Consider the following 25,334-nt stretch of genomic DNA (forward strand, 5'->3'; position numbering starts at 1 on the left):
GACAGGGGCTTCTTCTATATTTTATAAATGAATTATAGATAACTATTACACTGGCTTAACGAATCCGTTACAAATCCTTGGTGGTTTAAAGTGAGTGTTTACGTAAAATGAAAATATTTATGGTAGCAAGGAAAGTTTCATTACAGCATAAGGTTCTTTTAGGGTATATGATATTGATCATGGCTGTTTGCGGCATGGTTTCCATCTTGTTATACGAACGGAGCCGCATGCGTGAGATAAAAACGGAAACATCGGAGATACGCAGGATACGCCATGACATCAGTACGGCGCATCGCTATATCACGGAGCTTGCCACCTATGGAGAGTCCGTCATTGTCTGGGAGGATACCGATTTTCGTGAGTATCGCAGAAAACGCTTGCAAACGGACAGCTTGTTACAAATATTGAAAGTGAGTTGTGGCACGTTCGTCCTGCCAAAGCAGATAGACTCCCTATGTCATTTATTGGAAGCTAAGGAGATACATCTGCTCCGCATTATGGAGACCATTACCAGACAGGGGGAAGCGGACAGCCTGCTCGCAAATCGTCTGCCTATTGTTATCAGGGAAGCGGTTCGTACCCGGACAGTCACCCAAAAGAAAAAAGGGATTGCCGGTTGGTTCGGAGGGAAAAGGAGCGTACAGGTCTTCGAGCCATCGAAAGGACTGCAAGATTTGAATGAGAAGCTGATCGCCATGCAAGAGGAACGTGAACGCCGGATAGACATGTATACCGACAGTCTGCGCATACAGAATAAGGCCTTGAACCGGAAGTTGCAAATACTCATCACCCATCTTGACGGGCAAGCGCAGGCGGCGTTCATCAGTCGTGAGGAAAAAATCACGGAAGCCGGAGATTTTTCTTTCAAACTGTTTGTCTTGGTAATCGTCTCTGCTTCCTCCTTGCTATTCATCTCGTTCCTGATCATACGGCATGACATCAGGAAAGAAAGGGAAGGGCGGGCACAGCTCCAAAGGATAAACCGTGAGAACGAGGAACTGCTCGGTATGCGTAAACAGATCATCCTGACCATCTCGCACGATATACGAGGACCATTGGGTAATATCAACAACTGCGTGGAACTGGCCTCGGAAACCCGTGAAAAGAAAAAACGGGAAGGCTATCTGGAGAACATCCGCCATTCCTGCCGCCATATACTGAATCTGGTGAACAACCTGATGGATGTTTATAAGATCAATGAGACCAAGGATACCCGTAACGAGGTTCCTTTCCATCTAAACAACTTGCTTGACAACATATCGAAGGAATATGCCCGCAAAGCGGGTGGCCGGGCCTTGCTGTTCGAGCACCGGCATAAGAATGTCGGTGATATTACAGTGAGAGGAGACGCAGACAAATTGGAACAAATATTGGACAATCTGCTGACAAACGCCATCAAGTTCACCCTGTCGGGTACGATCCGTTTCCATACCGAGTACATGGCGGGAAGATTATATGTGGAGGTCGGTGATACCGGTATCGGTATGGACGAGGAGACATTGGAACGTGTCTTCCGTCCGTTCGAGCGTGCGGCGCAGGAGATAAACTCGGAAGGTTTCGGTCTTGGGCTTTTTATCACGAAAGCTCTTGTAAAGGTACTGGACGGAAGCATTGAAGTAGAGAGCCGACCAGGTAAAGGTACAACATTCCGCCTGTCGTTTCCCCTTTCGGAAACGACAGGAGAACCGGAAACAGAGGAGCTTCCGGTACAATCTGCGACGATACTTCCCAAACATGTACTGGTAGTGGATGATGACAGCATCCTTCTGAAAATAACGGAAGACATGCTCGGGCGCAACGGGGTGGAATGCACGACCTGTCAAAATGCAAAAGAAGCCATTCTAGCACTCGACCGCTTGGATTATGATTTGGTATTGACAGATATACAGATGCCCGTGACCGATGGTTTCGGCTTGTTGAGATTACTGCGTAACTCGGATATCGGAAATTCCCGTACCGTTCCGGTCGCTGTCATGACGGCACGGGGGGACGGGGACTCGGGCGTGTATATGAAGTCCGGTTTTTGCGGTTGCATACATAAGCCTTTCTCTTCAAAAGGACTGCTGGCCTTTATCTCCTCCGTTACGGAGGGCAGAAGTGCAGGCATGTCTCCGTTCGACTATTCCCGCCTGATGGAAAGTACGGACGACCGTCGTCATATGTTCGGTCTTGTCGCAAAAGAGTCAGAAAAGGATCTTGCCGAACTGGAGGAGGCTTTAAGAGAAAACGATCGGGAAGCCATGCGGAGGATCGTACATCGGATGGCTCCGGTCTGGGAGTTGTTAGGGGCCAACGATGTACTGTTCGGTTATCGGAAGCTCCTGCATGACAAGACCTCGAGCGACGAGACGGTCAGAGAGTACACGATGAGAATTATGAAACAGATACGGTTACTGATAGACGAAGTAAATAATGAATTAAGAAAGAAAAATGACGGGGATGAAAAAGACTTTATTGATCGTGGAGGACAACCTGATTCTTTGCGATATTCTTGAGAGATGGCTACAGAAAGCCGGTTACAGGGTATTGACGGCCATAGATGAGCCTTCGGCACGCCGGAAAATCAAGGGGAATAACGTGGCGCTGGTACTGACGGATGTCCGCCTTCCCGAAGGGGATGGCATCAGTTTACTGGAATGGAGCATCTCCCAAGGGTTACATATCCCTTTTGTGGTGATGACTGAACATGCCTCCATTGCAGATGCGGTGCGTGCCGTCAAATTGGGCGCAAAGGACTACTTGCCCAAGCCTGTCCACGAGGAGTTACTGATGGAACTGTTACGGGGATTGATCGGTCTGCCAGTTTCCGTTCCCCCGAAGAAATCATTAATGAAAAGGCTTAGCGGGGCGGTCCGGGAGACCGAGCGGATAGCTTGTCGTGTGGCTCCTTTGAATTGTTCCGTCATGATCCTTGGACCGAACGGTAGCGGAAAAGAATCTGTCGCACAGCTGATCCAACAGCATAGCGGGCGTAAGGACAAGCCTTTTGTGGCGGTGAACTGTGGTTGTATCCGGGGGGAACTTGCCGCATCTGAGTTCTTCGGTCACGTGCAGGGGGCATTTACCGATGCGAAAAAGGATACTGCCGGCTATTTTGAGACGGCCAAGGGCGGTACGCTCTTCCTTGACGAGATCGGAAACATGCCTCCCGAAATGCAGACACTGCTGCTCAGGGTATTACAGGAAAGAGTGTATTGTCCAGTGGGCAGCCGCAAAGAACTTGAAGCCGATGTACGGATATTGTCGGCCACCAACGAGGATATGGAGCGTGCCATACGGGAGGGACGTTTCCGGGAGGATCTGTACTACCGTCTCGCCGAGTTTGAGATACGCCAGCCCTCTCTCTCCGAATGCCCGGAAGATATATTGCCACTGGCTGACTTCTTTCGTGAGCAACATTCAGAAGAGATACGTGTGGAGACCTCCGGTTTTACCGAACAAGCCAAAATCTCCATGCTTTCCCACTCATGGCCGGGCAATGTGCGTGAACTTGACAACCGGATAAGACATGCTGTCCTGTTGGCGGTATCTCCATTGTTAACCCATAAAGATCTGAACCTTAATGCGACCATCTGTAGGACAGGCGAAAAATGTAAAAAAGGCTTGATGGAAGAAGCAGAAGAGAAAGAACTAATAAGGAAGATTCTGGAAGAATGTGGAGGTAAGATCAGTCGTGTGGCGAGAATGTTGGGGATGAGCCGTCCGACGCTATACAAGAAAATGGAAAGGTATGGGTTGAGATAGCATCTTCATCCGTTTCGTTTATACATAAGCCGGCAGATTCCGTTGGAGAAAGTTTTGCAGCCAAGAAGTTTCCAGCGGGCAGACCGGAATTCTCCCGTCAAGGGGATTCCACCACCATAAGAAAGAGGCAGCAGAAAAAGTACTGTCTCATCCACCAGATTATACCGAAAAAGTCCATCGGCATATTCCGCACTTCCTCCATCTCCCACTCCTGCCAGATAAATACAATCCTTGTCATGCTTTTCCTTTACATTCAGCAAGTCCATCAAACCGTAATGGGGGTAGATGTGGAATGTGGCCTGTCGCTGCCAGCGTGGGAAACCATACCGTTTGTTTTCCCTCACCCATCGCATAAGCATCTCGTCTTCATGCGGAAGGAACCCGTCCAAAGTGAGTGCCATGATAACTTGAATTTTTGCCATACCTCTTGTTAAAAAAGCATGAAACCCATGCTTATTTCGAACAGAGGCTCTGACAAAGCCCAACACAGAAACCCGCATGGGCTCATGCTATAAGGTATAGCATAAGCCTCACGCAATAGCCTCTGTGTTTTTGAATTTGTCAGATTCCTGTTCGAGACGTCTTGCGACTTATGTATAATAATGGCGGTCCCAATTGTCGAGACCGGCCTTATTTCTCTATTTCAAGTTTCAAATATACGGCATCTTTTTCAATAATCCGATCAGTCGGGGTATAATTTCTTCAATTACCCCTCCACTTGTCATGATTTGTCGGGGTCCTTTCCTTTTTCATCTTCCAGACCTAGTCGTTTACGGAGTTCAGGGTCATTTTTGATACGCCGCATCTCCTCATTGATAATAGCCTGCGCATCCGCCTTGATCTGGTCGTAATTGCGTTGTATCTGTTGCATCATGATGTCGTTACCGTTCCTGTCCTTGAAGTCGTTGATGACCGGGATTTTCTGATAAGCCTTTTCTTCTGCGCTGATCTTGGTATGGTCCACGACAATTTCGGCATGAAATATTTTTTGCTCTATCCTCTCATCAAAATTATCCGCCACAGCCCCGACAAACGTGCCTTGTGAGAGGTTGGCGATCTTTGATGCGGGAATGAGCGAGTCTAGCTGTGTGTTGATGGAGGTGGATACGTCCTGACGGTTGATGGATACGGACTGACGTTGCTGAAGCACCTTGCCGAAGCGCTCTGAAAGCGTTTTTGCGGTTTCACCGACCACCTGTCCGCTGAAAATATTCCCCACCGTGTTCTGGATGACCTTGGATTCTTTTTCTCCGTAGTCACGTGTCAATTGACTGAAATCCTGAAAACCCAGAAGCACACCCACCTTGTTGCTTCTCGCCGTCGCGATCAGGTTGTCAAGCCCACGGAAATAGATGGTGGGAAGCTCGTCAATGATAACGGCGCATTTAAGCTGTTTTTTCTTGTTGATAAGCTTGACGATACGGGAATTATATAATCCGAGCGCTGCCGAATAAATGTTCTGCCTGTCCGGATTGTTGCCCACGCAGAGCAGTTTGGGCTCTTTCGGATTGTTGATATCCAATGAAAAATCATTACCGGTCATCACCCAGTAGAGTTGTGGGGAGATCATGCGCGTAAGGGGTATTTTAGCCGAGGCTATCTGGCCTTGGAGCTGGTCCTGGGCATTTCCCTTCCATGCGTCCATGAAGGGAGAAAGATAGTTTTCCAGCTCCGGATAAGAGGTCAGAATGGTGAACAGGTCTGAGTAGGGTTTGTTGAGCAGTTCTACCGCATGGGGAAACGTACAGTAAATACCGTTTTTGTAAATCTTTAAATACCAGATTATTGCCGCAAGCAGAATGATAGGAGACTCCACGAAGAAGTCCCCCTGCTTTTCGATCCAGGTGCGATTGAGGTTGAGCATTATCGTATAGCTTGCCTCGTACGCATCGGAAATGTCCGTCATGAATTCCGGATTAATGGGATTGCACCGGTGAGACCTGCGCGGATCGTCGAAATTGATGACATAGAACCGGGGCTTTACCTCGTACTTGTCCATATTTTTCAACAAAGAATTATAGGCGATGGTGGACAGGTCATCAAACTTGTAATCATAGATGTAAATCGCAAAGCCTTTGGCTATAAGCTGGCGTATGTAACTGTTGACTATCGCATAGGATTTGCCGCTGCCCGGTGTCCCGATAACCATGCAGGCACGGAAAATATTGACAATATTGACAAATCCGTTATTCCAGCGTTTTTTATAATAGAATCTCGTCGGGAGGTTTACCGAATATTCATTCTCCATCAGTCGGGTTTCCTGCATGAAACTCTCATTTTCCATATTGAACACATCTTCCATGAGGTTGTGCCTGTAAAGGCGGCTCATCCATAATCCCGACATCAACAGGGCGAGATAGCCTGCCGTAAGAGTAAAAATATAGAATGCGGTATTTGCCATGTGTGGCAATGGCAGTTTAAGAAGCCACCAGTTCAGAAAAAACAATGCGCATCCTGCCACCAACACCGCATAAATTTTAGGCCAGGTTATTTTTTCACCTTTGACCCCATGCGTACCCAGGCAGGAAACGGCCAACAGAAGCACTGCCAACAGTTTGCTCCAGAGAATACAGTTGAAAATTCCGGTCGTGTTGTTGAAGTTTACCAGAATCCGGTCTATCACCTCAAGGTTCAGGTGCCATGCGGTGATACTCGGATAGCAGTACACATAGACGTGTACCACCAAAAGAAAAATACTCACGGCCCTGCCGAATTCCATTATCTTAGCGAGAGCCCTCAAATCATCTTCCTGCTGCATAAGAATTGTATATAAATGGGTTGATACTTGTTTTGTCTAAATGCCACGCTTGCGTCCGGTCTTCTTTTTTTTCTTCATGCGGCGTGCAAAGGCTTCCTCCTCGTAATCCCGCGGATTGGTTTCCAAGGAAAAAATGCCTGCCGCCAGTTCGAGCGTGCTAGAGGATTCGTGACGGTGATGCTGCCAAAGTTCTGTAGCGGAATGTCCGCCCCGTTCCTTTTCGGGTATGTTTTCCAACCATTTGAAATAGTCGTTGAACACATTGGCAGAAAACACCTTGCCCATGCGTGAGCCGTTGAACACCTCCCGATGGTTGTGATCAATAAAGGTGACACCATAGATACGTCCCCGCTCATTCTTGCGGAAAACCACATCAATACGCCTTTGCCCGAGCAGTTCCACAAACCGTTTCTGTGAATCCGCCTGCCGCAAGGCACGAACGATGTCCGCCTGTATGGAGGGGGCCCATTTCCCATCTTTGAGAGCTTTCAGATTTATCAGCATCCGCTTTTCCAACTGTTCATTTCCGAAGCGTTTCCCAAATCGGGAACTTTTGAACGGTGGGCTGACAACCTTGCCGGTATCATCCGTGACCGAATATACAATACTGGTATATGGGGTACCGTTGTATTCTCCCCTGACCTGTTTCGCCTCGATGTTGAGCGTGGAAAGCAGCGCATTGTATTCCCCGAAGGTTTGGAAACGGTAGCTTTCCAATACGGCTTTAAGGGTATTACCTACCTGATGGCGGACATCTCCCAAGGAAGCGTCCACCTTTCTTAGTTCCGCTTTTGGATTCCGCTTTTCCGCATCCGCTCCGTTTCGCAGACCGAAATCCACTTCCAGCTCCCGACAGGCGGTCATGGAACGCCGATGCTCGTAGGCATCGCTGATCTTTTTCCCCTGTTCATCCACACAGACACTGACAATATGGATATGGGTATTGTGTGTATCGGCATGTTTGTAGGTGATGTAAGGCTGATTCCCATACCCCATCTTCTGCATATAACGTTCCGCCAGTTCTGCCAGCCGCCCGTCGGTCAGCCGGTCTTCCGGTGCTGGGGAAAGGGAAATGTGCAGGACGGGCTTCTCCGTATTGCGGTTTGCCAGCAGGTAATTCTCAAAAGAGAGCAATGCCAAGCGCATGTCCTCGCTTGGCAATCCGAGCCGGTCGGAAATCATACGGTTACCGGAAAGAATCTCAGCCGTACCAGCCGCTACCTTCTCGTAGTTATAAGCAAGCGCTCCGTAAAGACTCATGCCATGGCTTATTTTTGCAACCATTTCCGCTCGTATTCCTGGGTTAGCGCCATGACCTTTTTGCAGATGAGCATCAGCTCAAGACTCAATCTTTCCAACTTATAGAGCAATGCCATCGCCCGTTTCTCCCCGAAATTGTTCTTCAAGGCACGGACGACCTGGTTGTAGTTGTTGCCGACAGCCTGGAACTGTTTGTGGAATTCTGTCAGCCTGATGTAATAGTCCATCGTCGCCTTGTCTATTTTCACGACCTTTATCTGTCCCGAGAAGATGGATTTCTTGATGAACAGCGTGAGGTTGCCGGCTCCTGAATCCGCCAGCAACTTTTCAAATCTTGTGTTCTCCTCGGCGTTCAGGCGGAAACTGTACTTGTGGTCCGCCGGATCATTTTTAGGCTTTCTGCCCGTCCTTGTCCCTGTTGTTTTCTCCATACACATGAGATTTTTGGTTTGTACTTTTTTCTCTTCCAGAATCCGCGACTTTGGAGCGGATTCCCCCGCCCCTCTGGGCGGGCAAGTTGGTTCTTGTCGGACAAAAGACTTTTTGTCGGACAAGGACACAACTTGCTCTGTTCGCTTGAACAGAGAATCCTCCTTCGTCGGATTGCTGCGCGACGTTCACGGCGTGCTGTGGTCCGGCGAAGTCAGTTCCTTTCCATTGTCTGATTCCGGTTTTGCAAAATTAGACAGTGATAACCGATTGGTAAACAGTGCTTGATATGACATTTGATGACATCTGACGACATCTGATGTCAGGTAGGGGAAATGTTGGCGGAAGTTTCAAAAATAGCCACTACTTTTGGCACAGTGCATGAGGGCATACATTGGAACATTGTCCTGTAAGGTGTATTGCTTGCCTGCCACAGGTGGTGCATGACGCGAATGCGGTATCATCCATGTATGCGCAATGCCATATATGCCGCATGGCAGTCCTGCATGACGGGACACATTGCATCCGTGCAATGCAGTATGGGGTACATTGAACTCCATATTGCATGAATGCAATGCACCTTATACGGCAACACCCTCCGGCAACCGGCATTACACTGATGCGATATGGTATGCAATGTATTCATGCAAACAGGCAAGCAATGCGTCATTGCCATATACCAACGGATGCATTGCCGTGTGATGAAACGAAAAAATCCAGACAGATATGAAACAAGTCATACACTCTAAATTCAAGCCTATGAAGAGAGAACCTTTATTTGTCGCTTTGAGCAATCAGAAAGGCGGTGTGGGAAAATCCACGTTCACCGTGTTGCTCGCCAGTTATTTCCATTACCTGAACGGATATAACGTACTTGTGGTGGATTGTGATTATCCACAGCACAGCATCAGTGCCATGCGGGACTGGGAAGTGGGGAACATTGAAAAGAACGTGCATCTGCAAAACCTGCTGGTGGAACAGTTCGGAACAAGCGGCAGGAAAGCCTACAGCATCCTGAACTCCACCCCGGAGGAAGCCAGGGAGACGGCCGGCCGCTTTCTCGAAAAGTCGGAGCTGGACTATGACCTTGTCCTTTTTGACCTCCCCGGTACCGTGAATGTGCCCGGTGTCTTCCAGTCCGTAATCAATATGGACTATGTATTCACTCCGATTACACAGGAAAGGATGGTAATGCGGAGCAGCATGTCTTTTGTCCTTGCCATCAGGGAATACATGCACCGGCATGCGGACGTACCCTTGCGTGGCATCCATATGTTCTGGAACCGGATGGACAAACGGGTGTCCAAAGGGCTGTATAACGGCTATACCGAAATTTTCCGCTCTCTGAAACTGCCGGTGCTGGAGACCGTCATTCCCAGTGCGGAACGCTACAACAAAGATTCCGGGATGAAGGGGTCCCTGTTCCGCAGCACCTTGTTCCCTCCATCAGCCGCCGCACTGAAAGGCAGCAATCTGGATCTGCTGGTTGCGGAGATGGAAACCATACTGAAACTTAAATAGGAATCATCATGGCTACCAAGAGAAGAACGGATTACCGGGTGGACGAGGATGCCCTGAAGCGTATGATGGCGGGGGATGTCACGGCATTGGAGGAAACAGCAGCTCCGGCTGAGACTCCGGAAATAAAGCCCTCCCTTTCCCGGGAGAGACAGGAGAAGAAAACCTCTGCCGATTCCCCAAAACAGCAAACAAGAAAATTTCCGGATGAGGCATCAGGTGCCGATGAATACCGGCTGCGTTTTCTGGAAGCAAAGCTGACGGGTACCAGAAGGCAGACCTATATCCACGATTCCCTGTATAGGGCGGTTGCCAGGGTGCTGCCGGTCATTGCGCCGGACATGTCCGTCCCGATGTTTCTAAGCAGCGTCCTGTCAGACCATCTGGAAAGGTACCAGGACATCATCAATGAGATATATAATCAGGAAGCCACACAAAAACCGATAGAATGGAAGAAATAGTTTATTTGTCAATACGGCTCGGCTGTACCGCTTATCTATTATATAAGGTATGGGAGCAGAAAAAGAGAATAGGTAAGATATGCGATCTGCTTTATACTCCCCGTAAGAAACCGGAAATGGAGAAGGGCCACCACCGGAATCCGGAAAATGCGGCAGATGTGATGGGGGCCACCCGTTTTGTCTATCTGGATGAGAATGCCGGAAAGACCGTTGCCCCTTACATGAGCCAGCAACTGGAAATGGGAAGCGACCTTATCGGCAAGGATGAGGATATTCCGGAAGATGAAGTGGAATGCAAACTGCCTTTGGAGGAGATGAGAATGCTGAAAGACGAACAGGAGGAGCTGGACAGCCGTTCTCCCGAGGCGGAAGCCATTGTTCCGGCAGTCACTCCTGCCGACCTGCTCAATGTAGGTGACGTGCTGCTTAATCTGGACGGTGCCGGTTCGGATGAGGACAAATCATACCGGGCCGCCATGACACTGCGTGCCATCCGGGAAACGGACATGTTCGAGCTGTTCTCCTCCCAGGTGGAGAACAAGAAACTGATAGAGGAGCTGATGGAAAGGTATGTGGATGAGGAAGGGAATGCTCTGCCTTTAAAAAAAGAGAGGAACGTTTCCAAACCTGTCGCAGACTGGAGGAAGCTGGTCTGAAAGTAATATGCTATTATGCCACAAAATTCCATATTGTTGAATATTATATATAGGATATTCATTATGTACCCAACTTTGTATTTTTCTATAATCTATGAAAAAGGTTGAAGTTTGTCTTTTGTTAAGGGTCATAGAAAGGAACAAACACTCAAAACATAGAAATCACGGGGACAACTCAGAAAATCGGATACTTCCTCACTGTTGCTTACGATTCAAAAGTAAAAGAATGAAATTATCCTGATTTGCTGACAGGAAAAACTATAACTCAATTTATTAAATGAAATTTCTTTATAAGAGACCTATAAACGACTATAAAAAAGTAAGGAGCTGCTTACCAAGCCAGCTCCTTACTTTTTCTAATGGATGAAAATCCGTTTCCCTGCTTCCTTTTGCACAATATTTTTGTCGTACTTTATGTGCATAACAAGATATCATAGAAAAAATCACATTTAAATTTAGTGTTCCATTACATGGTTTTGCATTGCTCCTTGTTCACAACTCTATCTCTGAATAACTTCATATTAGTAAAGTTTCGGGAAATATTTTGAACAAGTTCCAAGTAATTATCTCTGCCATCTTCCCATTTATGATAAAACGGCTTTATGGAAACACAGTTTTCATGTTCAAAGACGGTATTTAGTAATGTTCGGTCTGAATTTCCGCAAGAATGCCCCATTATCAAAACTTGAAAAGGTGCAGCTAAAAGAAATTCGAGCAAATCATGATAATGTCTTGTTTCTAAATATTTAACGGATTTGACATATCTAAGTAACTCATTGTCATTCATATCAAGAATAGACTGGTAACTTTTGTCAAGTTCATCCCCATAGCCAAAAATTATATTTTCAGGTTTTTCTAATTCGCCATGAATATAATTGTGGGTAATATTAAAGTTACCATACATCTTAGCTGTTTTTGTATAGTTGAAACTCAGCAACATGATACGTTTAGGGATAAGTTTATCGCGTTCTCCATAATTGTATTCAACATCTGCAAGGCTGGATATATCCAGCCCAATGTTATCCAGAGCTTTCTTTTTTCCTTCTGTTGAGAAATCAGCAGGATCAAAGAAGTCAATTATTGCATTTTGAAGGTCATTCCTTACATTGTCTGTTTCTATTGTATGGAGGTATTCAATTAATTTTTCTTGAAGGAATGCAAATTGTTCATTCAACTCACTGATTGTATAATTACAACCAGGGCTATCCATGCCAACTTTCAACAGTTGGTAATAGTTGTTTTCAATATCCACCCATCCTTTGGTTTCTATTGATTGCAGAATAGTTTTAAAAAAAGGGCAACATTCAATAGAAAAAATGTTTGGTTGGTCCTTGATATACTGAATAACTTCGCTTCCTGAGTATCTTTCTTTACGATAGATATCCTTAAAAAAACATGAGTTGTTGAAGACAAAAACATTCCAGCAATTAATGCCTACATTATCTTTGATAACCAAACGGCAAAGGCAATCTTCTGATACATTTGTAGTATTACCGGAAAAAGTATACACTCGTTGGTCCCAATACCAGTTGATAAAATCCATATAACTTGTTTTAAAGCCATGTGCCATGTCAAATCCGTTTCCTATGATAACAAGTCTATTCATTCGGTTGTAATGATGATGTTAGTGTTATTGACTTAAATTATAGAATAATCTCCTTGCTCTTCATTTACAAGAAGTGGCTTTAAAAGCGTTTCCACCGACTCAAAAGTATCTTGTTTTGAGAAGTGTATCTTTGGTTGTCCCCACCATCCTCTAATGAATTGTTGGTATTGGTATTGCAAGGTACGGCGAGGTGCCTGCGCCAAGTAGCTATTATAAAAGGAGTCCACAATGTCAGAATGGTAATTGGTCAATGAAAAGAAATACTGCCAAGTTTCTGATATTTCATTCGCGTTGAATCCGGGACGTTCAATTATTTCCACTGCATCCAATCTATGAACACCATCATGTTTAGAGAACGCAGCTTTAAGTATTTCACTTGCCTCCTTATCAGAAGAAGGTGCGCTATACCCAAAGATTGTTACCTTGCCTGCTTTCGATATGTAGTACTTTGCAACACTCCATTGGTCACGGATAAAGCTGTCGCTGTTGTAATCCTTTTGTTCTACAGGATACAGCAAAGGAACAGCGTTGTATGGTTTGCCACACTTTCTGCAATAGTTTTGTATAAGACCAAAGGTCATACAGTCTTTGCACACACCAGCCCCCACATTTCCATGCAAGAACAGAATCTTTGGTCTGTTCCAGGTAATCTTTGCCACTCTGTTATATGCTTGGATAAGCAGACTATCCCAGTTGAAGGATACAATGCAGTCTTTTTCTGTGAGCGAAAGAATCAAAAGGTCGTAGATGGTCAAGAAGGATGGAAGCTGCACATTTGAAAAATATTCATAAAGTTTTTTTTCCATTGCTATCCGTGCGTTTTTACACTCATCACCACGTCTAAACAGCTCACTATATATATCTTCAAGATTCTTGCTTTTCGTTTCTAACATAAATCCTTCAAGGATCCTATCTAACCCAACCTGTTCAATGGCTTCATTCATCGTCGGGCAAGATTTTCCCATGACCGCTCTTGAAGCACCAGCTCCAACTATCACGACATGAGGGCGTTGGCAATACAAATCTTTAAGTTTTTTCTTCATACACTAACTGATTAAATATTTTGCCCGTAAGCAATTGTTGCATCATGCTTTATTTTACGGCCTCATATTTTGTTCGTTTTGTTTCAGGCACAATAATTTCATTGTTCATACTTATAAGTATGAAAGTTATTGTTCTCTGTTTGGCTGTTCTTGAATATAAACAGATATATTACTTAAAAATGCCTTATCAAGGTGTGATATTGTTACTCTCTTTATACACTACTACATGATATACTATTTTTAACCTGTTTACATTGGCCATAAAACTGCGTTTGATATGCAAATATAGCTATTTTAATCCAATATCAATAATAGTCGTTTTTGACAAGAAATCAACTTTATGGAATTTGCTGGCTTTTGTATGGCAATTATATAAATGGTACAGAAAAACATGTAACCGTTTGAACAATCCATGTTTGTGCCAAAATCATCAATTAATCATGTATTATGCTTGAGGTAAGCGTCTCCGCAATGACGTAAAACAGTGTTGAAAATCTCTGTAGAGACGCGCAAAAGCACTTGTTGGATGACATCTGATGACATCTGGCGACATCTGATGACACCTCTGAATAACAGCGTATTATCCCTTTTTATCTTCGCCGTCGAATTCAAATTTATGTCTTACCCAAACGATTCGACAATGAAGAGAAGAATCCTTTTTTCAGTGATGTGCGCGGCGATTGCCGCCGGTGCTTTCGCGCAGGGCCAAGGCCAGGGCCTTGCCGGTATCAACGAGGCGACCAGCCTCATGACCTCGTATTTCGATCCCGCCACCAAACTGTGCTATGCCATCGGTGCGGTGCTCGGCCTGGTGGGCGGCATCAAGACCTACGGCAAGTTCTCCAGCGGTGATCCCGACACCTCGAAAACCGCCGCCAGCTGGTTCTTTGCCTGCATCTTTCTGATTGTAGCCGCCACCATCCTGCGTTCCTTCTTCCTCTAAGCGGTATGGAGTATTCTGTAAACAAGGGGGCGGGCAATCCCGTCGAGTTCAAGGGGCTCAAGTCACAATACCTGTTCGTCTTCGCGGGCGGTCTGGTGACGGTGCTCCTGGCGGTAGTCATCCTTTACCTGGCAGGCGTGGACCAATGGATATGCATCCCTTTCGGGACCGTATCCGGCGGTCTGCTGGCATGGGCGGTGTTCCGGCTGAACGCCCGCTACGGCGAACACGGTCTTATGAAGCTGCTAGCGGAGAAACGCCATCCGCGCTACCTGATCCACCGCAAGAGAGTTTTCAGATTATTTGCAAAAAGAAAAAAACGACAATCATGAGAAATGTATTGAAAGCGGAAACGCTGGAACGCAAGTTCCCCCTGCTCTCGGTGGAGAACGGCTGCATCGTGAGCAAGGACGCCGACCTGACCGTGGCCTTCGAGGTGGAGCTTCCCGAGCTGTACACGGTGACGGCGGAAGAGTATGAGGCCATGCACTCCACCTGGATAAAGGCCGCCAGGGTACTGCCCGAGCACAGCATCGTCTGCAAGCAGGACTGGTTCACGAAGGAGAGCTACCGTCCCCAAAACGGCGGGGAGGAACAGAGCTTCCTCTCGCGCAGCTATGAGCGGCACTTCAACGAGAGGCCGTACCTGAACCACCGCTGTTACCTGTATCTGACAAAGACCACCCGTGAGCGCAACCGCCGGCAAAGTGACTTCAGCACCCTCTGCCGGGGATTCCTGCTGCCCAGGGAGATTACCGACAAGGACATGGCGGCCCGCTTTCTGGAAGCGGTGGAGCAGTTCGAGCATATCGTGAACGACTCCGCCCATATCCGGCTGCGCCGCCTGGAAACGGAGGAGATTACCGGCACGAAGGAACATCCCGGGCTGGTGGAGAAATACCTCTCCCTCTCGATGGAGGACGGGACCGCCGTGCTGCAGGACATCTGCCTCAAGCCCGGACGGATGCGTATCGGGGACAAGCGGCTCTGCCTGCACACACTTTCGGATACGGAAGACCTGCCGGGCAAGCTCTCCACCGACATGCGCTACGAGCGTATGTCCACCGACAGGAGCGACTGCCGCCTTTCCTTCGCCGCACCCGTGGGGCTGCTGCTCTCCTGCAACCACATCTACTCGCAGTACGTGTTCATCGACAACGCGCAGGAAATCCTGCAGATGATGGAGAAGAACTCGCGCAACATGCTCTCTCTGTCACGGTACAGCCGGAGCAATGCCGTGAACCAGGAATGGACGGAGATGTATCTGGACGAGGCGCATACCAAGGGAGTGCTTCCCGTCAGATGCCACTGCAATGTCATCGCCTGGGCGGAGGATGCGGAGGAGTTCCGCCGTATCAGGAACGACACGGGCAGCCAGCTTGCCATGATGGAATGCACCCCCCGTTACAACACCGTCGACACCCCGGTGCTTTACTGGGCGGGCATTCCGGGCAATGCGGGCGACTTTCCTGCCGAAGAGTCATTCTACACGTTCCTGGAGCAGGCGGTCTGCCTCTTTGCCGGGGAGACCAATTACAGAAGTTCTCCCAGTCCGTTCGGCATCCGCATGGCGGACCGGCAGAACGGCATTCCGGTGCACGTGGACATTTCCGACCTTCCGATGAAACGGGGCATCATCACCAACCGCAACAAATTTATCCTGGGACCAAGCGGCAGCGGCAAGTCCTTTTTCACCAACCATCTGGTGCGCAACTATTACGAGCAGGGAGCGCATATCCTGCTGGTGGACACGGGCAACAGCTATCAGGGGTTGTGCCGGATGATCCACGACCGCACACGCGGCGGGGACGGCATCTACATCACGTATGAGGAGGACAATCCGATATCCTTCAACCCGTTCTACACCGATTCCGGACAGTTCGATGTGGAAAAGCGCGAGAGCATCAAGACTCTGATACTGACCTTGTGGAAACGGGAGGACGAGGCGCCGAAACGTTCGGAAGAGGTGGCGCTCTCGGGAGCGGTGAACGCCTATATCCGTAAAATTACCGGGAATCGGGAGGCAAGGCCGGACTTCAACGGCTTCTACGAGTTCGTGGACGGTGACTACCGCCGGATGATAGCGGAAAAGAAGGTACGCGAGAAGGATTTCGACATCGACGGTTTCCTGAACGTGCTGGAGCCTTTCTACAAGGGTGGCGACTACGACTTCCTGCTGAACTCCGACAGGGAACTGGACCTGACAAACAGGCGGTTCATCGTGTTCGAGCTGGACAACATCAGCGGCAACAAGGTGCTGCTGCCTGTGGTGACGCTGATCATCATGGAGACCTTCATCGCCAAGATGCGCCGTCTGAAAGGAATCCGCAAGGTAATATTGATAGAGGAGTGTTGGAAAGCCCTTATGTCCGCCAACATGAGCGGCTATATCCAATATTTGTTCAAGACCGTCCGTAAATATTTCGGTGAGGCCGTTGTGGTGACCCAGGAGGTGGACGACATCATCAGCTCCCCGATTGTGAAGGAGGCCATCATCAACAACTCCGACTGCAAGATCCTTCTGGACCAGCGGAAATACATGAACAAGTTCGAGCATATCCAGCGGCTGCTCGGCCTGACGGAGAAAGAGAAAAGCCAGATACTCTCCATCAACCAGGCGAACCATCCCGGACGTTTTTACCGTGAAGTCTGGATAGGGCTTGGCGGCACCCGTTCGGCGGTCTATGCTACGGAAGTGAGCGCGGAAGAGTATTTCACGTTCACGACGGAAGAGTCCGAGAAACTGGAAGTGCAACGGCTTGCCGAGGAGCTGGACGGCAACCTGGAACTTGCCATCCGCCGGATGGCAGAGAGAAAACGAGAGGAACAAAGACAAGTATCAACCCCAAAAAGAGAACAATGAGAAACAAATCCCTTATGAGACTGGCGGTGTGCCTGATCGGTATGGCCGCCATGGTATTGCAAGGCTGCTCGGAGAGCGGCACCGACCGTGACAAGCTCTGCGGCTCGTGGAGCAGCGTGGAAGGCAAGCCGGACGTGCTGGTATATAAGGAAGGGGAAGCCTACAAGGTGACGGTGTTCGCCCGTAGCGGAAAGATGCGCCGTCTCAGGCCTCAGACCTACCTGCTGGTTGAGGAGAACGGGAACCTGTTCATCAACACGGGGCACCGCATCGACATCTCCTACAACGAGGCCGCCGACGTGCTGACCTTCTCCCCGAACGGTGACTATGTGCGGAAGGAGGAACGCCCATGAAAGCGAAGTCACTCCTGATCGGAACGGTACTCGCCCTGTGCGGCACCGGCGCCAATGCCCAGTGGGTGGTGACCGATCCCGGCAACCTTGCCCAAAGCATCATCAACATGTCGGACAACATCGCCCATACCTCGAAAACGGCGGTCAATACGGCCGACAGCTTTGCGGAGACGGTGAAGATTTACGAGCAGGCCAAGAAGTATTACGACCAGTTAAAGGCGGTGAACGACCTGATACAGGACGCCCGCAAGGTGCGCGACATCATCCTGATGGTGGGCGACGTGTCCGACATCTATGTAACGAACTTCGGCAAGATGATGAACGACGGGAACTTCTCGCCCCGCGAGCTGGACGCCATCGCCTTCGGCTACACCCGCCTGCTGGAGGAGAGCAACGGCGTGCTGCAGGATCTCAGGCAGGTCATCAACGTGAGCACGCTCTCCATGACCGACAAGGACCGCATGGACGTGGTGGACCGCTGCTACTATGAGATGCGCCGCTACCGCAACCTGGTGAGCTATTACACGAACAAGAACATCGCCGTGAGCTATCTCCGTGCCAGAAAGAAGAACGACCTGGACCGGGTGATGCGGCTTTACGGGAATGAAACCTCCAAATACTGGTAGCCATGATGCCGTTGTCGATAGATTTTGCCAACCTGCATACCATACTGGCGACCCTGTATGACGATATGCAGCCCCTTTGCAAGGACATGATGGACGTGGGAAAGGGACTTGCCGGGCTGGGTGCCCTGTTCTATGTCGCCGTCCGCGTGTGGCAGTCGATGGCCCGTGCCGAACCGATAGATGTCTATCCCCTGCTGCGTCCCTTCGCCATCGGCATCTGCATCCTGCTTTTCCCCACGCTGGTGCTCGGCACGCTGAACACCGTGCTCAGCCCGATAGTACAGGGTACGCACAAGATGCTTGAGGGGCAGACGCTGGATATGGAACAGTACAGGGCGCAGAAGGAGGAACTGGAAAGGGAGGCCATGCTGCGCAATCCCGAAACCGCCTACCTGGTGAGCGACGAGGAATTCGACCGTCAGCTGGACGAGCTGGGCTGGTCAACCATAGATACCGCCTCCCGCCTGGGCATGTACGTGGAGGTGGGGATGTACAATCTGGAGAAGAAAATCCGTGACGCCTTCCGCAGCCTGCTGGAACTGATATTCGCGGCGGCATCGCTGCTGATAGACACCGTGAGGACCTTTTTCCTTGTCGTGCTCTCCATACTGGGACCGGTGGCGTTCGCCTTCAGCGTATGGGACGGTTTCCAGTCCACGCTCGGGCAGTGGTTCACGAGGTACATATCCGTCTACCTTTGGCTTCCGGTCAGCGACCTGTTCAGCACCCTGCTCGCCAAGCTCCAGGTGCTGATGCTCCAAAATGACATTCTGGAATTACAGAACAACCCCGACTACTCGATAGACAACTCAAATAGCGTCTATATCATATTCATGCTGATAGGGATTATCGGGTACTTCACCGTCCCGACGGTGGCGGGCTGGATCGTACAGGCGGGCGGAGCCGGAAACTTCAGCCGTAACCTGAACCGCACGGCCACGAAAGCGGGCGGTTTCGCTGCCGGGACGGGCGGTGCCGTACTGGGGAATATCGGGGGAAGGCTGCGGGGCAAATAGGCTCTATGGCAACCCGTTTCCGTGAGTCGGCAACTTGGATTACCGGGTTGGCGACTTGTCGGAAGGAGCCGCCCGGTCATACCGGAACATTTATTTATTCATTCAAACCAATCATTCGCTAAATGGAATTCAAGTCATTGACCAACATTGAGAGCAGCTTCAGGCGTATCCGGTTGATGCTGGCTGTCTTTACCGGCTGCTGTGCGCTCATTACCGGCTATGCGTTGTGGAGCTCGTACCGTTTCGCCGAGAAGCAACGGGAAAAGATCTATGTGCTGGATAAGGGCAAGTCGCTGATGCTCGCCCTCTCGCAGGATCTTTCACAGAACCGCCCCGCCGAGGCGCGGGAACACGTCCGGCGTTTTCACGAGCTGTTCTTCTCGCTCTCCCCGCAGAAGGACGCGATCGAGCACAATATAGGCCGTGCCCTGCAGCTGGCGGACAAGAGCGCCTATCACTACTATGTGGACTTTGCCGAAAAGGGATATTACAACCGGCTGATTTCGGGCAACATCAACCAGGTGGTACACGTGGACAGCGTGGTGTGCGACTTTGCCGCCTATCCCTACAAGGCGCGTACATATGCCCGGCAGCTGATCATCCGTGAGAGCAACGTGACCGAGCGAAGCCTTGTCACCTCCTGTTCGCTCCAGAATACGGGGCGTTCGGACGACAATCCCAACGGGTTCATCATCGAGCAGTTCACCATACTGGAGAACAGGGATATAAGGAGTGTGGAACGATGAGAGGGAAACCTGCCGTCTTAAAACGTGCGGACAGCCGTATCCGGCTGTTCTGCCGCCGGCTGACCGGGAAGCAGCGCATTGTCTTGACAAGTGTCGTCTCGCTTCTGTTCACGGCAGCCTGCCTGTACTCGGTTGTCTCTTCCGTGTCCCGTTTGGGGGAACGGAAGGGCGACATGAAAACCGGGCATATCCGGCCCGTCATGTTACGGCCGGAAACAACAACCATTCATTCAAACATCCAGAAACATGAAAATGGACTTTCAGAAAATCAGGGAACGGCTGGGGCTGTCGAGTGACAAGCCGCTGACTCCCGAAGAGAAGCGCCGACGCGCGAGGTATATTGTCTATCCGTTCTTCTGCCTGCTGTGCGCCGGATTTCTCCTGCTGGTATTCAGCCCGTCGGAAAAGGAGAAGGCGGAAAAGGAAAAGGGCAAGGGATTCAACGTAGAGATGCCCTCGCCGAAAGATTCGGAAATGGAGGGCGACAAGGTAAGCGCCTACGAGCAGGAAGCACTGGCTAAAAAGGAAAAATGGCGCAGGGGAACCTTCCAGGAGATGTCCAAGCTGCTCAACAAGGACAGTCAGGATACTGCCGGCCTTACCGCAGGAAAAGCCAACACGGAACTTCCGCCGGAACCGGAAACGGGGAAATCCCCCGGCTCCGTCCATTCCTCTGCGGAAGCCTACCGGAATATGAACCGCTCGCTGGGTGCTGTATATACCCGGAATGAAAACCAACAAAATGCCGATCTGCTCCGCCGTATAGAGGAACTGGAAAAAGAAAAGAGACCGGCGGAAGGACAGCCGGAAGGACAGACCCTGGAAGAAAAGATGGCACTGCTGGAAAAGTCTTACGAGCTGGCCGCCCGGTACAACGGGAAGCAACCGGATGCCCCGGCTGCCGTGAATGGCCGGAGCGACCGGAAAGACAGGACAGCCGTCCGCCCGGTGAAACAGGTACGGAATCAGGTGGTGTCATCGCTTGCACAACCTATGGGCAATGAGGATTTCATCGCCGAATTTGCGGGAGAGAGGAATACCGGTTTCCACACCCCTATAGGCAGGACACTCCCTTCCGGCAGGAATACCATCGCCGCCTGTGTACACGGCACGCAGACCGTATCGGACGGGCAGGTGTTGCGCATCCGGTTACTGGAGCCGATGGCGGTGGACGACCGGCTCATTCCCCAAGGGATGGTATTGACCGGCGGTACACGCATCCAGGGGGAGCGGATGGACATCCTTGTAGAGACGGTGGAATACAAGGGCACGCTGTTTCCTGTGGAACTGGAGGTATATGATGCCGACGGACAGCGGGGAATCCTCGTGCCGAACTCGATGGAGTATGATGCGGCGCGTGAGATAGCCGCGGGTATGGGCGCCTCAATGGGGAGCAGCATCAACATCTCGACGGATGCCGGGGCGCAGATTGCCTCGGACGTGGGCAAGGGGGTAATACAGGGCGTGTCGCAATATGTGGAAAAGAAAATGCGTGCGGTGAAAATCACCCTAAAAGCCGGACACCGGCTGTTGCTGCACTCTCCCGAAAAATGAAAAGAGAAAAGAAACCAACCATTTATTCACCAACCAATCAAGAACGCACATGAAGAAGATTCTGATGATGTTTGCCCTGATTATGGGCGCAGTGGCTGCATACGCGCAGCAAGGCAGCGGGGATTATTACGAGGGATTGAGCCGCAAGATCGGCTTCAGCCAAATGATTCCCCCGCATGGTCTGGAAATCACGTATGACAAGACTGTACATATAATTTTCCCCTCTCCCGTAAGATACGTGGATTTGGGTTCCCCCAACCTGATAGCGGGCAAGGCGAACGGTGCGGAAAACGTCATCCGTGTGAAGGCGACCCGGAAACATTTCCGCAGTGAAACCAATATGAGCGTGATAACCGAGGACGGCAACTTTTACACATTCAACGTCAAGTATGCCGACGAGCCGTTGCTGCTGAACGTGGAGATGTGCGACTTCATCCATGACGGGGAGTCGGTTAACCGTCCGAACAATGCGATGGAAATCTACTTGCAGGAACTCGCCGGGGAGTCGCCCCGTCTGGTACGGCTGATCATGAAATCCGTGTATGGGCAGGACAAACGCAAGGTCAAGCACATCGGCAGCAAGCGGTTCGGGGTTCAATACCTGCTCAAGGGGCTTTACGCACACGGCGAGCTGCTCTATTTCCATACCGAGGTGAAGAACGCCACGCACGTGCCTTTCGATGTGGACTTCGTAACTTTCAAGATTGTAGACAAGAAAATCGTGAAGCGTACCGCCATGCAGGAGCAGGTTATCTATCCGCTGCGTGCCTTCAACTATGTGACCCGTGTGGACGGGAAGAAGAACGAGCGGACGGTGTTCGCCCTGCCCAAGTTCACCATCCCCGACGGCAAGAAGCTGGTCGTGGAGATGTACGAGAAACAGGGTGGCCGCCATCAGTCGTTTGAGGTGGAGAACGAAGACCTTGTACGCGCCGAGACTGTCAATGAACTGAAAGTAAGATGAGTGCCATGAAAAGAAACTTCATCTTTATTATCCTCCTGCTTGCCCTCTTTACGGGGCAGGCGGAAGCCCAGCGCCGGCTGCCGGGGATGAAATCCGTCCGCTTTACCGCTGAAATGGCCGACGGCTTTTACAGCCGGGCAGACCGCCATGATGCGGGCTACGCCTTTTCGCTGGCTGTTGCCACTTACACAAAGAAAGGGAACCAGTGGGTGTTTGGCTGTGAGATGCTACAACGTAATAACCCTTACCGGAACACGTATGTCCCACTGTCGCAATATACAGGGGAAGGCGGTTATTATCATACAATCCTTTCCACATCCGGCAAGTCTTTCTTTCTGAACCTCGGCGCTTCCGCCTTGCTGGGCTACGAGGCCGTGAACAACGGAAACCGCCTGTTGGATGACGGAGCTTCCTTGCGCAAGTATGAGTCCTTCATCTATGGAGGCGCGGTGACACTGGAAGCGGAGGGATACCTGTCGGACAGGATAGCCCTGCTGATACGCCTGCGTGAACGTTTTGTATGGGGTGGCGCTTCCGGCCGCTGCCATTTCCAGTATGGAGCCGGAGTCAAATACATTTTCTAACCTTAAAAAGAACATATACCCATGAAAAGAAGAATCCTTGATTTTATGATGACAGCCTGTTGCATGGTATTTTCCTTTCTTGCCCTTGTCGCCTGTGACAATGAGCTGGATATCAGACAAGAATACCCGTTCACGGTGGAGTCCATGCCGGTGGCGGACGAAATCGTAAACGGTGAGACGGTGGAAATCCGTCTGGAAATCAAGCCGGAAGGAAACTTTTCCGGAACTGTCTATACGCTGAGGTATTTCCAGCCCGACGGAAAGGGCAGTCTGAAGATGGAGGACGGAACGGTACTGAAACCCAATGACCGTTATTTGCTGAACGAATGGAAATTCCGTCTTTACTATACCTCGCAGAGCGGCAAGGAATCACAGACCATAGACCTCTATTTTGAAGACAATTGGGGAAATCTGCAACAGTTGACATATGATTTCAATGGAAAGGATGCGGAGGAGGAAGACAATAATACGGAGGCCGCATGAAAAGAATACCGGTTATTATGATTTTTCTGTCACTTGTTCTGTATGGCAAGGCGGAAAATCCCCCGTCTGACAAGGATAAGGCGGTAGCCTGCATCAAGCGGTGGGAAGGCTGGCACCGGGGGAAAATGCCTTACATCGGTTACGGACACCGCCTGCTCCCCCATGAGAAGCTGACCGAGAACCTGAGTGAGGCACAGGCGGACTCACTTTTGAGATGCGACCTTGAACGGTGCCTGAACGTATTCCGTAAATATGGAAAAGACTCGCTTCTTTTAAGTCTGTTAGGCTTTAATGTAGGCTGTTACCGTCTGATCGGAAACGGCAAAATACCTAAAAGCAGACTGATTCAGAAACTGGACAGCGGCAACCGGGATATTTACAGGGAATATGTATCGTTCCGCTGTTATCGGGGGAAAGTCATTCCAGGCATAGAGAGAAGAAGAAAAGAGGAGTTTGAACTGTTCTATATACCGTAGATTGAAATTATGCAAAGCCGTGAACGGACGCTTGCCATCGCCGTTCACGGCTTTAGTCTTAGCCACTCTTAATTTACCTTTACCCGGTTCATCAGCTGCCCCGATATTTCATGCAGTTCCCGGCAGCGTTCCGGCTGCTGTTCCCTTGCAAAGGCGGTGATTCCCTGTGTCAGTTTCCAGAGCGTGGCCCCGCCTGTCACTCCGTCGTCAGGATTGTTGTTCATCAGCAGTTTTTCCACCTCGCGTCCTTCGTTTTTCAACAAGGCTCCTTTCTGCACCAGATTCTTCAGTTCCTTGTCGAAATCCACGTCAATTTCCGATGCTCCTTGAATTTCGATGGCCTTCTGCATGATGGTGTCTTTGCTGTACAGTCCTTTGGTCAGGTCGGAAACAGCCGATACGGTGGTCTGCGTGTCCAGTTCGTAGGTCTTTTGGGAGAGGGACAGGGATTCCGGCAGTCGGCCTCCAAGGTGTATCTGCCGCATGACGGACTCCCTGACCATCCCGTTCAGGCACGCCCCGTTGAGCAGGAACGACCGCATGTCCACCGATCCGTTGCCATAGTCGGATGTGGAGAAGCGTGCTCCTGCGAAGATGATGACCGTTCCGTTCTTACGGGTGGGTATCTCTATCGGAGTGGGCAGGATTGTCTCACACCATACTTTCGTGTCGTTCATATAGGCATCGGACACGACCGCCCCCTGTCCTCCCGCCTCACGGATGAAAGCGGTCAGGATATCCACCGAGTTCAGCCGACGGTAGGAGTCCGACAATACGCCCCGGACTTCCATTCCTACCGCCCGTATCAGTACCCGTGTACGCTCGGTCCATCCCGAATGCTCGTTCAGGATGGTGGCGCACAACTGTTTCTGCCAAACATCCCCGGCGGAAAGCTCGCGCAGGTATTTGGCGGGAATGCCCATCTTCTCCGAAATCTGGCTTATGGCGTTGCCGTGCAGGTTGAAGTTCCCTTCGGGCATTGCCATCTGTACCCTTCCTTCCGCTTTGAAAGAGATAACGGGGCGTTCCTTGCTACGTTGGCTTACCCCGATGGGAGCGATGAAATCCTGCGCGATCCGTCCCTCACTGAGCAGACGGTTGATGGTGTCCATGACATCCCCCTGCCTGCCTTCTATCATTCGCCGTACCTTGTTGATGACTACCTGGTTGAGTCCCTGCTGTTTCTGTACCGGTGCAGTGGCCGGCATGACTGTTGCTTCCATATTTCTTGTTTTTAAAGTCGTTGATAAA

26 protein-coding genes are annotated in these 25,334 nt (G+C 50.0%); 19 read left to right on the plus strand and 7 right to left on the minus strand.

Annotation, left to right across the window (positions count from 1 at the left end; genetic code table 11):
- The first annotated feature begins 119 nt into the window (after positions 1 to 119).
- The gene (locus ITJ87_RS08195) at positions 120 to 2,495 is read left to right on the plus strand and encodes a hybrid sensor histidine kinase/response regulator (RefSeq protein ID WP_230391797.1); all 2,376 of its coding nucleotides are present in this window, start codon (positions 120 to 122) and stop codon (positions 2,493 to 2,495) included.
- Positions 2,440 to 3,744, plus strand: a complete 1,305-nt coding sequence (locus ITJ87_RS08200) for a sigma-54 dependent transcriptional regulator (RefSeq protein ID WP_007219056.1) — start codon at positions 2,440 to 2,442, stop codon at positions 3,742 to 3,744. The genes ITJ87_RS08195 and ITJ87_RS08200 overlap by 56 nt, the downstream gene beginning before the upstream one ends.
- A gap of 5 nt (positions 3,745 to 3,749) precedes the next feature.
- On the opposite strand, the gene ITJ87_RS08205 is transcribed toward ITJ87_RS08200, so the two are convergent.
- From ITJ87_RS08205 to mobA, 4 genes are all read right to left on the minus strand, one after another.
- A complete protein-coding gene (locus ITJ87_RS08205) occupies positions 3,750 to 4,244 on the minus strand; it encodes a hypothetical protein (RefSeq protein ID WP_005636900.1) in 495 nt (164 codons plus the stop codon).
- A 221-nt stretch (positions 4,245 to 4,465) separates the two neighbouring features.
- Positions 4,466 to 6,502, minus strand: coding sequence for a conjugal transfer protein MobC (mobC, locus tag ITJ87_RS08210; RefSeq protein ID WP_005636903.1), 2,037 nt, complete (start codon positions 6,500 to 6,502; stop codon positions 4,466 to 4,468).
- A gap of 36 nt (positions 6,503 to 6,538) precedes the next feature.
- Positions 6,539 to 7,786, minus strand: coding sequence for a conjugal transfer protein MobB (gene mobB / locus ITJ87_RS08215; protein ID WP_005636905.1), 1,248 nt, complete (start codon positions 7,784 to 7,786; stop codon positions 6,539 to 6,541).
- On the minus strand, positions 7,771 to 8,193 hold the full coding sequence (gene mobA / locus ITJ87_RS08220) for a conjugal transfer protein MobA (protein ID WP_005840900.1): 423 nt from the start codon (positions 8,191 to 8,193) through the stop codon (positions 7,771 to 7,773). The genes mobB and mobA overlap by 16 nt, the downstream gene beginning before the upstream one ends.
- A 4-nt stretch (positions 8,194 to 8,197) precedes the next feature.
- Between mobA and ITJ87_RS08225 the strand changes: the two genes are divergently transcribed.
- The 4 genes from ITJ87_RS08225 (at position 8,198) to ITJ87_RS08240 (ending at position 10,826) form a co-directional block, all read left to right on the plus strand.
- Positions 8,198 to 8,479, plus strand: coding sequence for a hypothetical protein (locus tag ITJ87_RS08225; RefSeq protein ID WP_230391798.1), 282 nt, complete (start codon positions 8,198 to 8,200; stop codon positions 8,477 to 8,479).
- 438 nt (positions 8,480 to 8,917) lie between these two features.
- On the plus strand, positions 8,918 to 9,712 hold the full coding sequence (locus tag ITJ87_RS08230; protein ID WP_005828742.1) for a ParA family protein: 795 nt from the start codon (positions 8,918 to 8,920) through the stop codon (positions 9,710 to 9,712).
- An 8-nt stretch (positions 9,713 to 9,720) separates the two neighbouring features.
- On the plus strand, positions 9,721 to 10,170 hold the full coding sequence (locus ITJ87_RS08235; protein ID WP_005828741.1) for a DUF3408 domain-containing protein: 450 nt from the start codon (positions 9,721 to 9,723) through the stop codon (positions 10,168 to 10,170).
- On the plus strand, positions 10,158 to 10,826 hold the full coding sequence (locus ITJ87_RS08240) for a DUF4122 family protein (protein WP_005828739.1): 669 nt from the start codon (positions 10,158 to 10,160) through the stop codon (positions 10,824 to 10,826). Before ITJ87_RS08235 ends, ITJ87_RS08240 begins: the two co-directional genes overlap by 13 nt.
- Positions 10,827 to 11,292: 466 nt before the next feature.
- Here the strand turns inward: ITJ87_RS08240 and ITJ87_RS08245 are convergent, their stop codons facing one another.
- Both ITJ87_RS08245 and ITJ87_RS08250 read right to left on the minus strand, forming a co-directional pair.
- Positions 11,293 to 12,432: an AbiH family protein gene (locus ITJ87_RS08245; RefSeq protein ID WP_196096325.1), complete on the minus strand. Its 1,140-nt coding sequence runs from the start codon at positions 12,430 to 12,432 to the stop codon at positions 11,293 to 11,295.
- A 32-nt stretch (positions 12,433 to 12,464) separates the two neighbouring features.
- Positions 12,465 to 13,475, minus strand: coding sequence for a hypothetical protein (locus ITJ87_RS08250; protein ID WP_117974745.1), 1,011 nt, complete (start codon positions 13,473 to 13,475; stop codon positions 12,465 to 12,467).
- 556 nt (positions 13,476 to 14,031) lie between these two features.
- Between ITJ87_RS08250 and ITJ87_RS08255 the strand changes: the two genes are divergently transcribed.
- The 13 genes from ITJ87_RS08255 to ITJ87_RS08315 all read left to right on the plus strand — a co-directional run bounded on the left by ITJ87_RS08255 (position 14,032) and on the right by ITJ87_RS08315 (position 24,083).
- Positions 14,032 to 14,418 carry a DUF4134 domain-containing protein gene (locus tag ITJ87_RS08255; protein WP_074668503.1) on the plus strand — a complete coding sequence of 129 codons (387 nt, stop codon included), beginning with the start codon at positions 14,032 to 14,034 and terminating at the stop codon, positions 14,416 to 14,418.
- A 5-nt stretch (positions 14,419 to 14,423) separates the two neighbouring features.
- Positions 14,424 to 14,750, plus strand: coding sequence for a DUF4133 domain-containing protein (locus ITJ87_RS08260; protein WP_005656899.1), 327 nt, complete (start codon positions 14,424 to 14,426; stop codon positions 14,748 to 14,750).
- A complete protein-coding gene (locus tag ITJ87_RS08265) occupies positions 14,747 to 17,281 on the plus strand; it encodes a TraG family conjugative transposon ATPase (RefSeq protein WP_005828729.1) in 2,535 nt (844 codons plus the stop codon). Before ITJ87_RS08260 ends, ITJ87_RS08265 begins: the two co-directional genes overlap by 4 nt.
- The gene (locus ITJ87_RS08270; protein WP_005636939.1) at positions 17,278 to 17,634 is read left to right on the plus strand and encodes a DUF3876 domain-containing protein; all 357 of its coding nucleotides are present in this window, start codon (positions 17,278 to 17,280) and stop codon (positions 17,632 to 17,634) included. The genes ITJ87_RS08265 and ITJ87_RS08270 overlap by 4 nt, the downstream gene beginning before the upstream one ends.
- Positions 17,631 to 18,260, plus strand: a complete 630-nt coding sequence (locus ITJ87_RS08275; RefSeq protein ID WP_005656895.1) for a DUF4141 domain-containing protein — start codon at positions 17,631 to 17,633, stop codon at positions 18,258 to 18,260. The genes ITJ87_RS08270 and ITJ87_RS08275 overlap by 4 nt, the downstream gene beginning before the upstream one ends.
- Before the next feature lie 2 nt (positions 18,261 to 18,262).
- Entirely contained in the window at positions 18,263 to 19,276 is a 1,014-nt protein-coding gene (traJ, locus tag ITJ87_RS08280) for a conjugative transposon protein TraJ (protein ID WP_005656893.1), read from the plus strand.
- A 122-nt stretch (positions 19,277 to 19,398) separates the two neighbouring features.
- On the plus strand, positions 19,399 to 20,022 hold the full coding sequence (gene traK / locus ITJ87_RS08285) for a conjugative transposon protein TraK (RefSeq protein ID WP_005636947.1): 624 nt from the start codon (positions 19,399 to 19,401) through the stop codon (positions 20,020 to 20,022).
- A complete protein-coding gene (locus ITJ87_RS08290) occupies positions 20,019 to 20,318 on the plus strand; it encodes a TraL conjugative transposon family protein (RefSeq protein WP_005656892.1) in 300 nt (99 codons plus the stop codon). Before traK ends, ITJ87_RS08290 begins: the two co-directional genes overlap by 4 nt.
- Positions 20,269 to 21,576 carry a conjugative transposon protein TraM gene (gene traM, locus ITJ87_RS08295; RefSeq protein WP_005828723.1) on the plus strand — a complete coding sequence of 436 codons (1,308 nt, stop codon included), beginning with the start codon at positions 20,269 to 20,271 and terminating at the stop codon, positions 21,574 to 21,576. Before ITJ87_RS08290 ends, traM begins: the two co-directional genes overlap by 50 nt.
- A 49-nt stretch (positions 21,577 to 21,625) precedes the next feature.
- Positions 21,626 to 22,540 (plus strand): conjugative transposon protein TraN, encoded by a 915-nt coding sequence (gene traN, locus ITJ87_RS08300; protein WP_152635350.1) that lies wholly within the window; start codon positions 21,626 to 21,628, stop codon positions 22,538 to 22,540.
- Positions 22,537 to 23,124 (plus strand): conjugal transfer protein TraO, encoded by a 588-nt coding sequence (locus tag ITJ87_RS08305; RefSeq protein WP_005828719.1) that lies wholly within the window; start codon positions 22,537 to 22,539, stop codon positions 23,122 to 23,124. Before traN ends, ITJ87_RS08305 begins: the two co-directional genes overlap by 4 nt.
- 21 nt (positions 23,125 to 23,145) lie before the next feature.
- Positions 23,146 to 23,607, plus strand: a complete 462-nt coding sequence (locus tag ITJ87_RS08310) for a DUF3872 domain-containing protein (RefSeq protein ID WP_005828717.1) — start codon at positions 23,146 to 23,148, stop codon at positions 23,605 to 23,607.
- Complete coding sequence (locus ITJ87_RS08315) at positions 23,604 to 24,083, plus strand: hypothetical protein (RefSeq protein WP_005828716.1); 480 nt, start codon at positions 23,604 to 23,606, stop codon at positions 24,081 to 24,083. The genes ITJ87_RS08310 and ITJ87_RS08315 overlap by 4 nt, the downstream gene beginning before the upstream one ends.
- A gap of 68 nt (positions 24,084 to 24,151) precedes the next feature.
- Here the strand turns inward: ITJ87_RS08315 and ITJ87_RS08320 are convergent, their stop codons facing one another.
- Positions 24,152 to 25,306 (minus strand): hypothetical protein, encoded by a 1,155-nt coding sequence (locus ITJ87_RS08320; RefSeq protein ID WP_005828713.1) that lies wholly within the window; start codon positions 25,304 to 25,306, stop codon positions 24,152 to 24,154.
- Positions 25,307 to 25,334 lie beyond the last annotated feature (28 nt).

The sequence above is a fragment of the Bacteroides sp. HF-162 genome (assembly GCF_015679285.1).
Lineage (GTDB): Bacteria > Bacteroidota > Bacteroidia > Bacteroidales > Bacteroidaceae > Bacteroides > Bacteroides uniformis.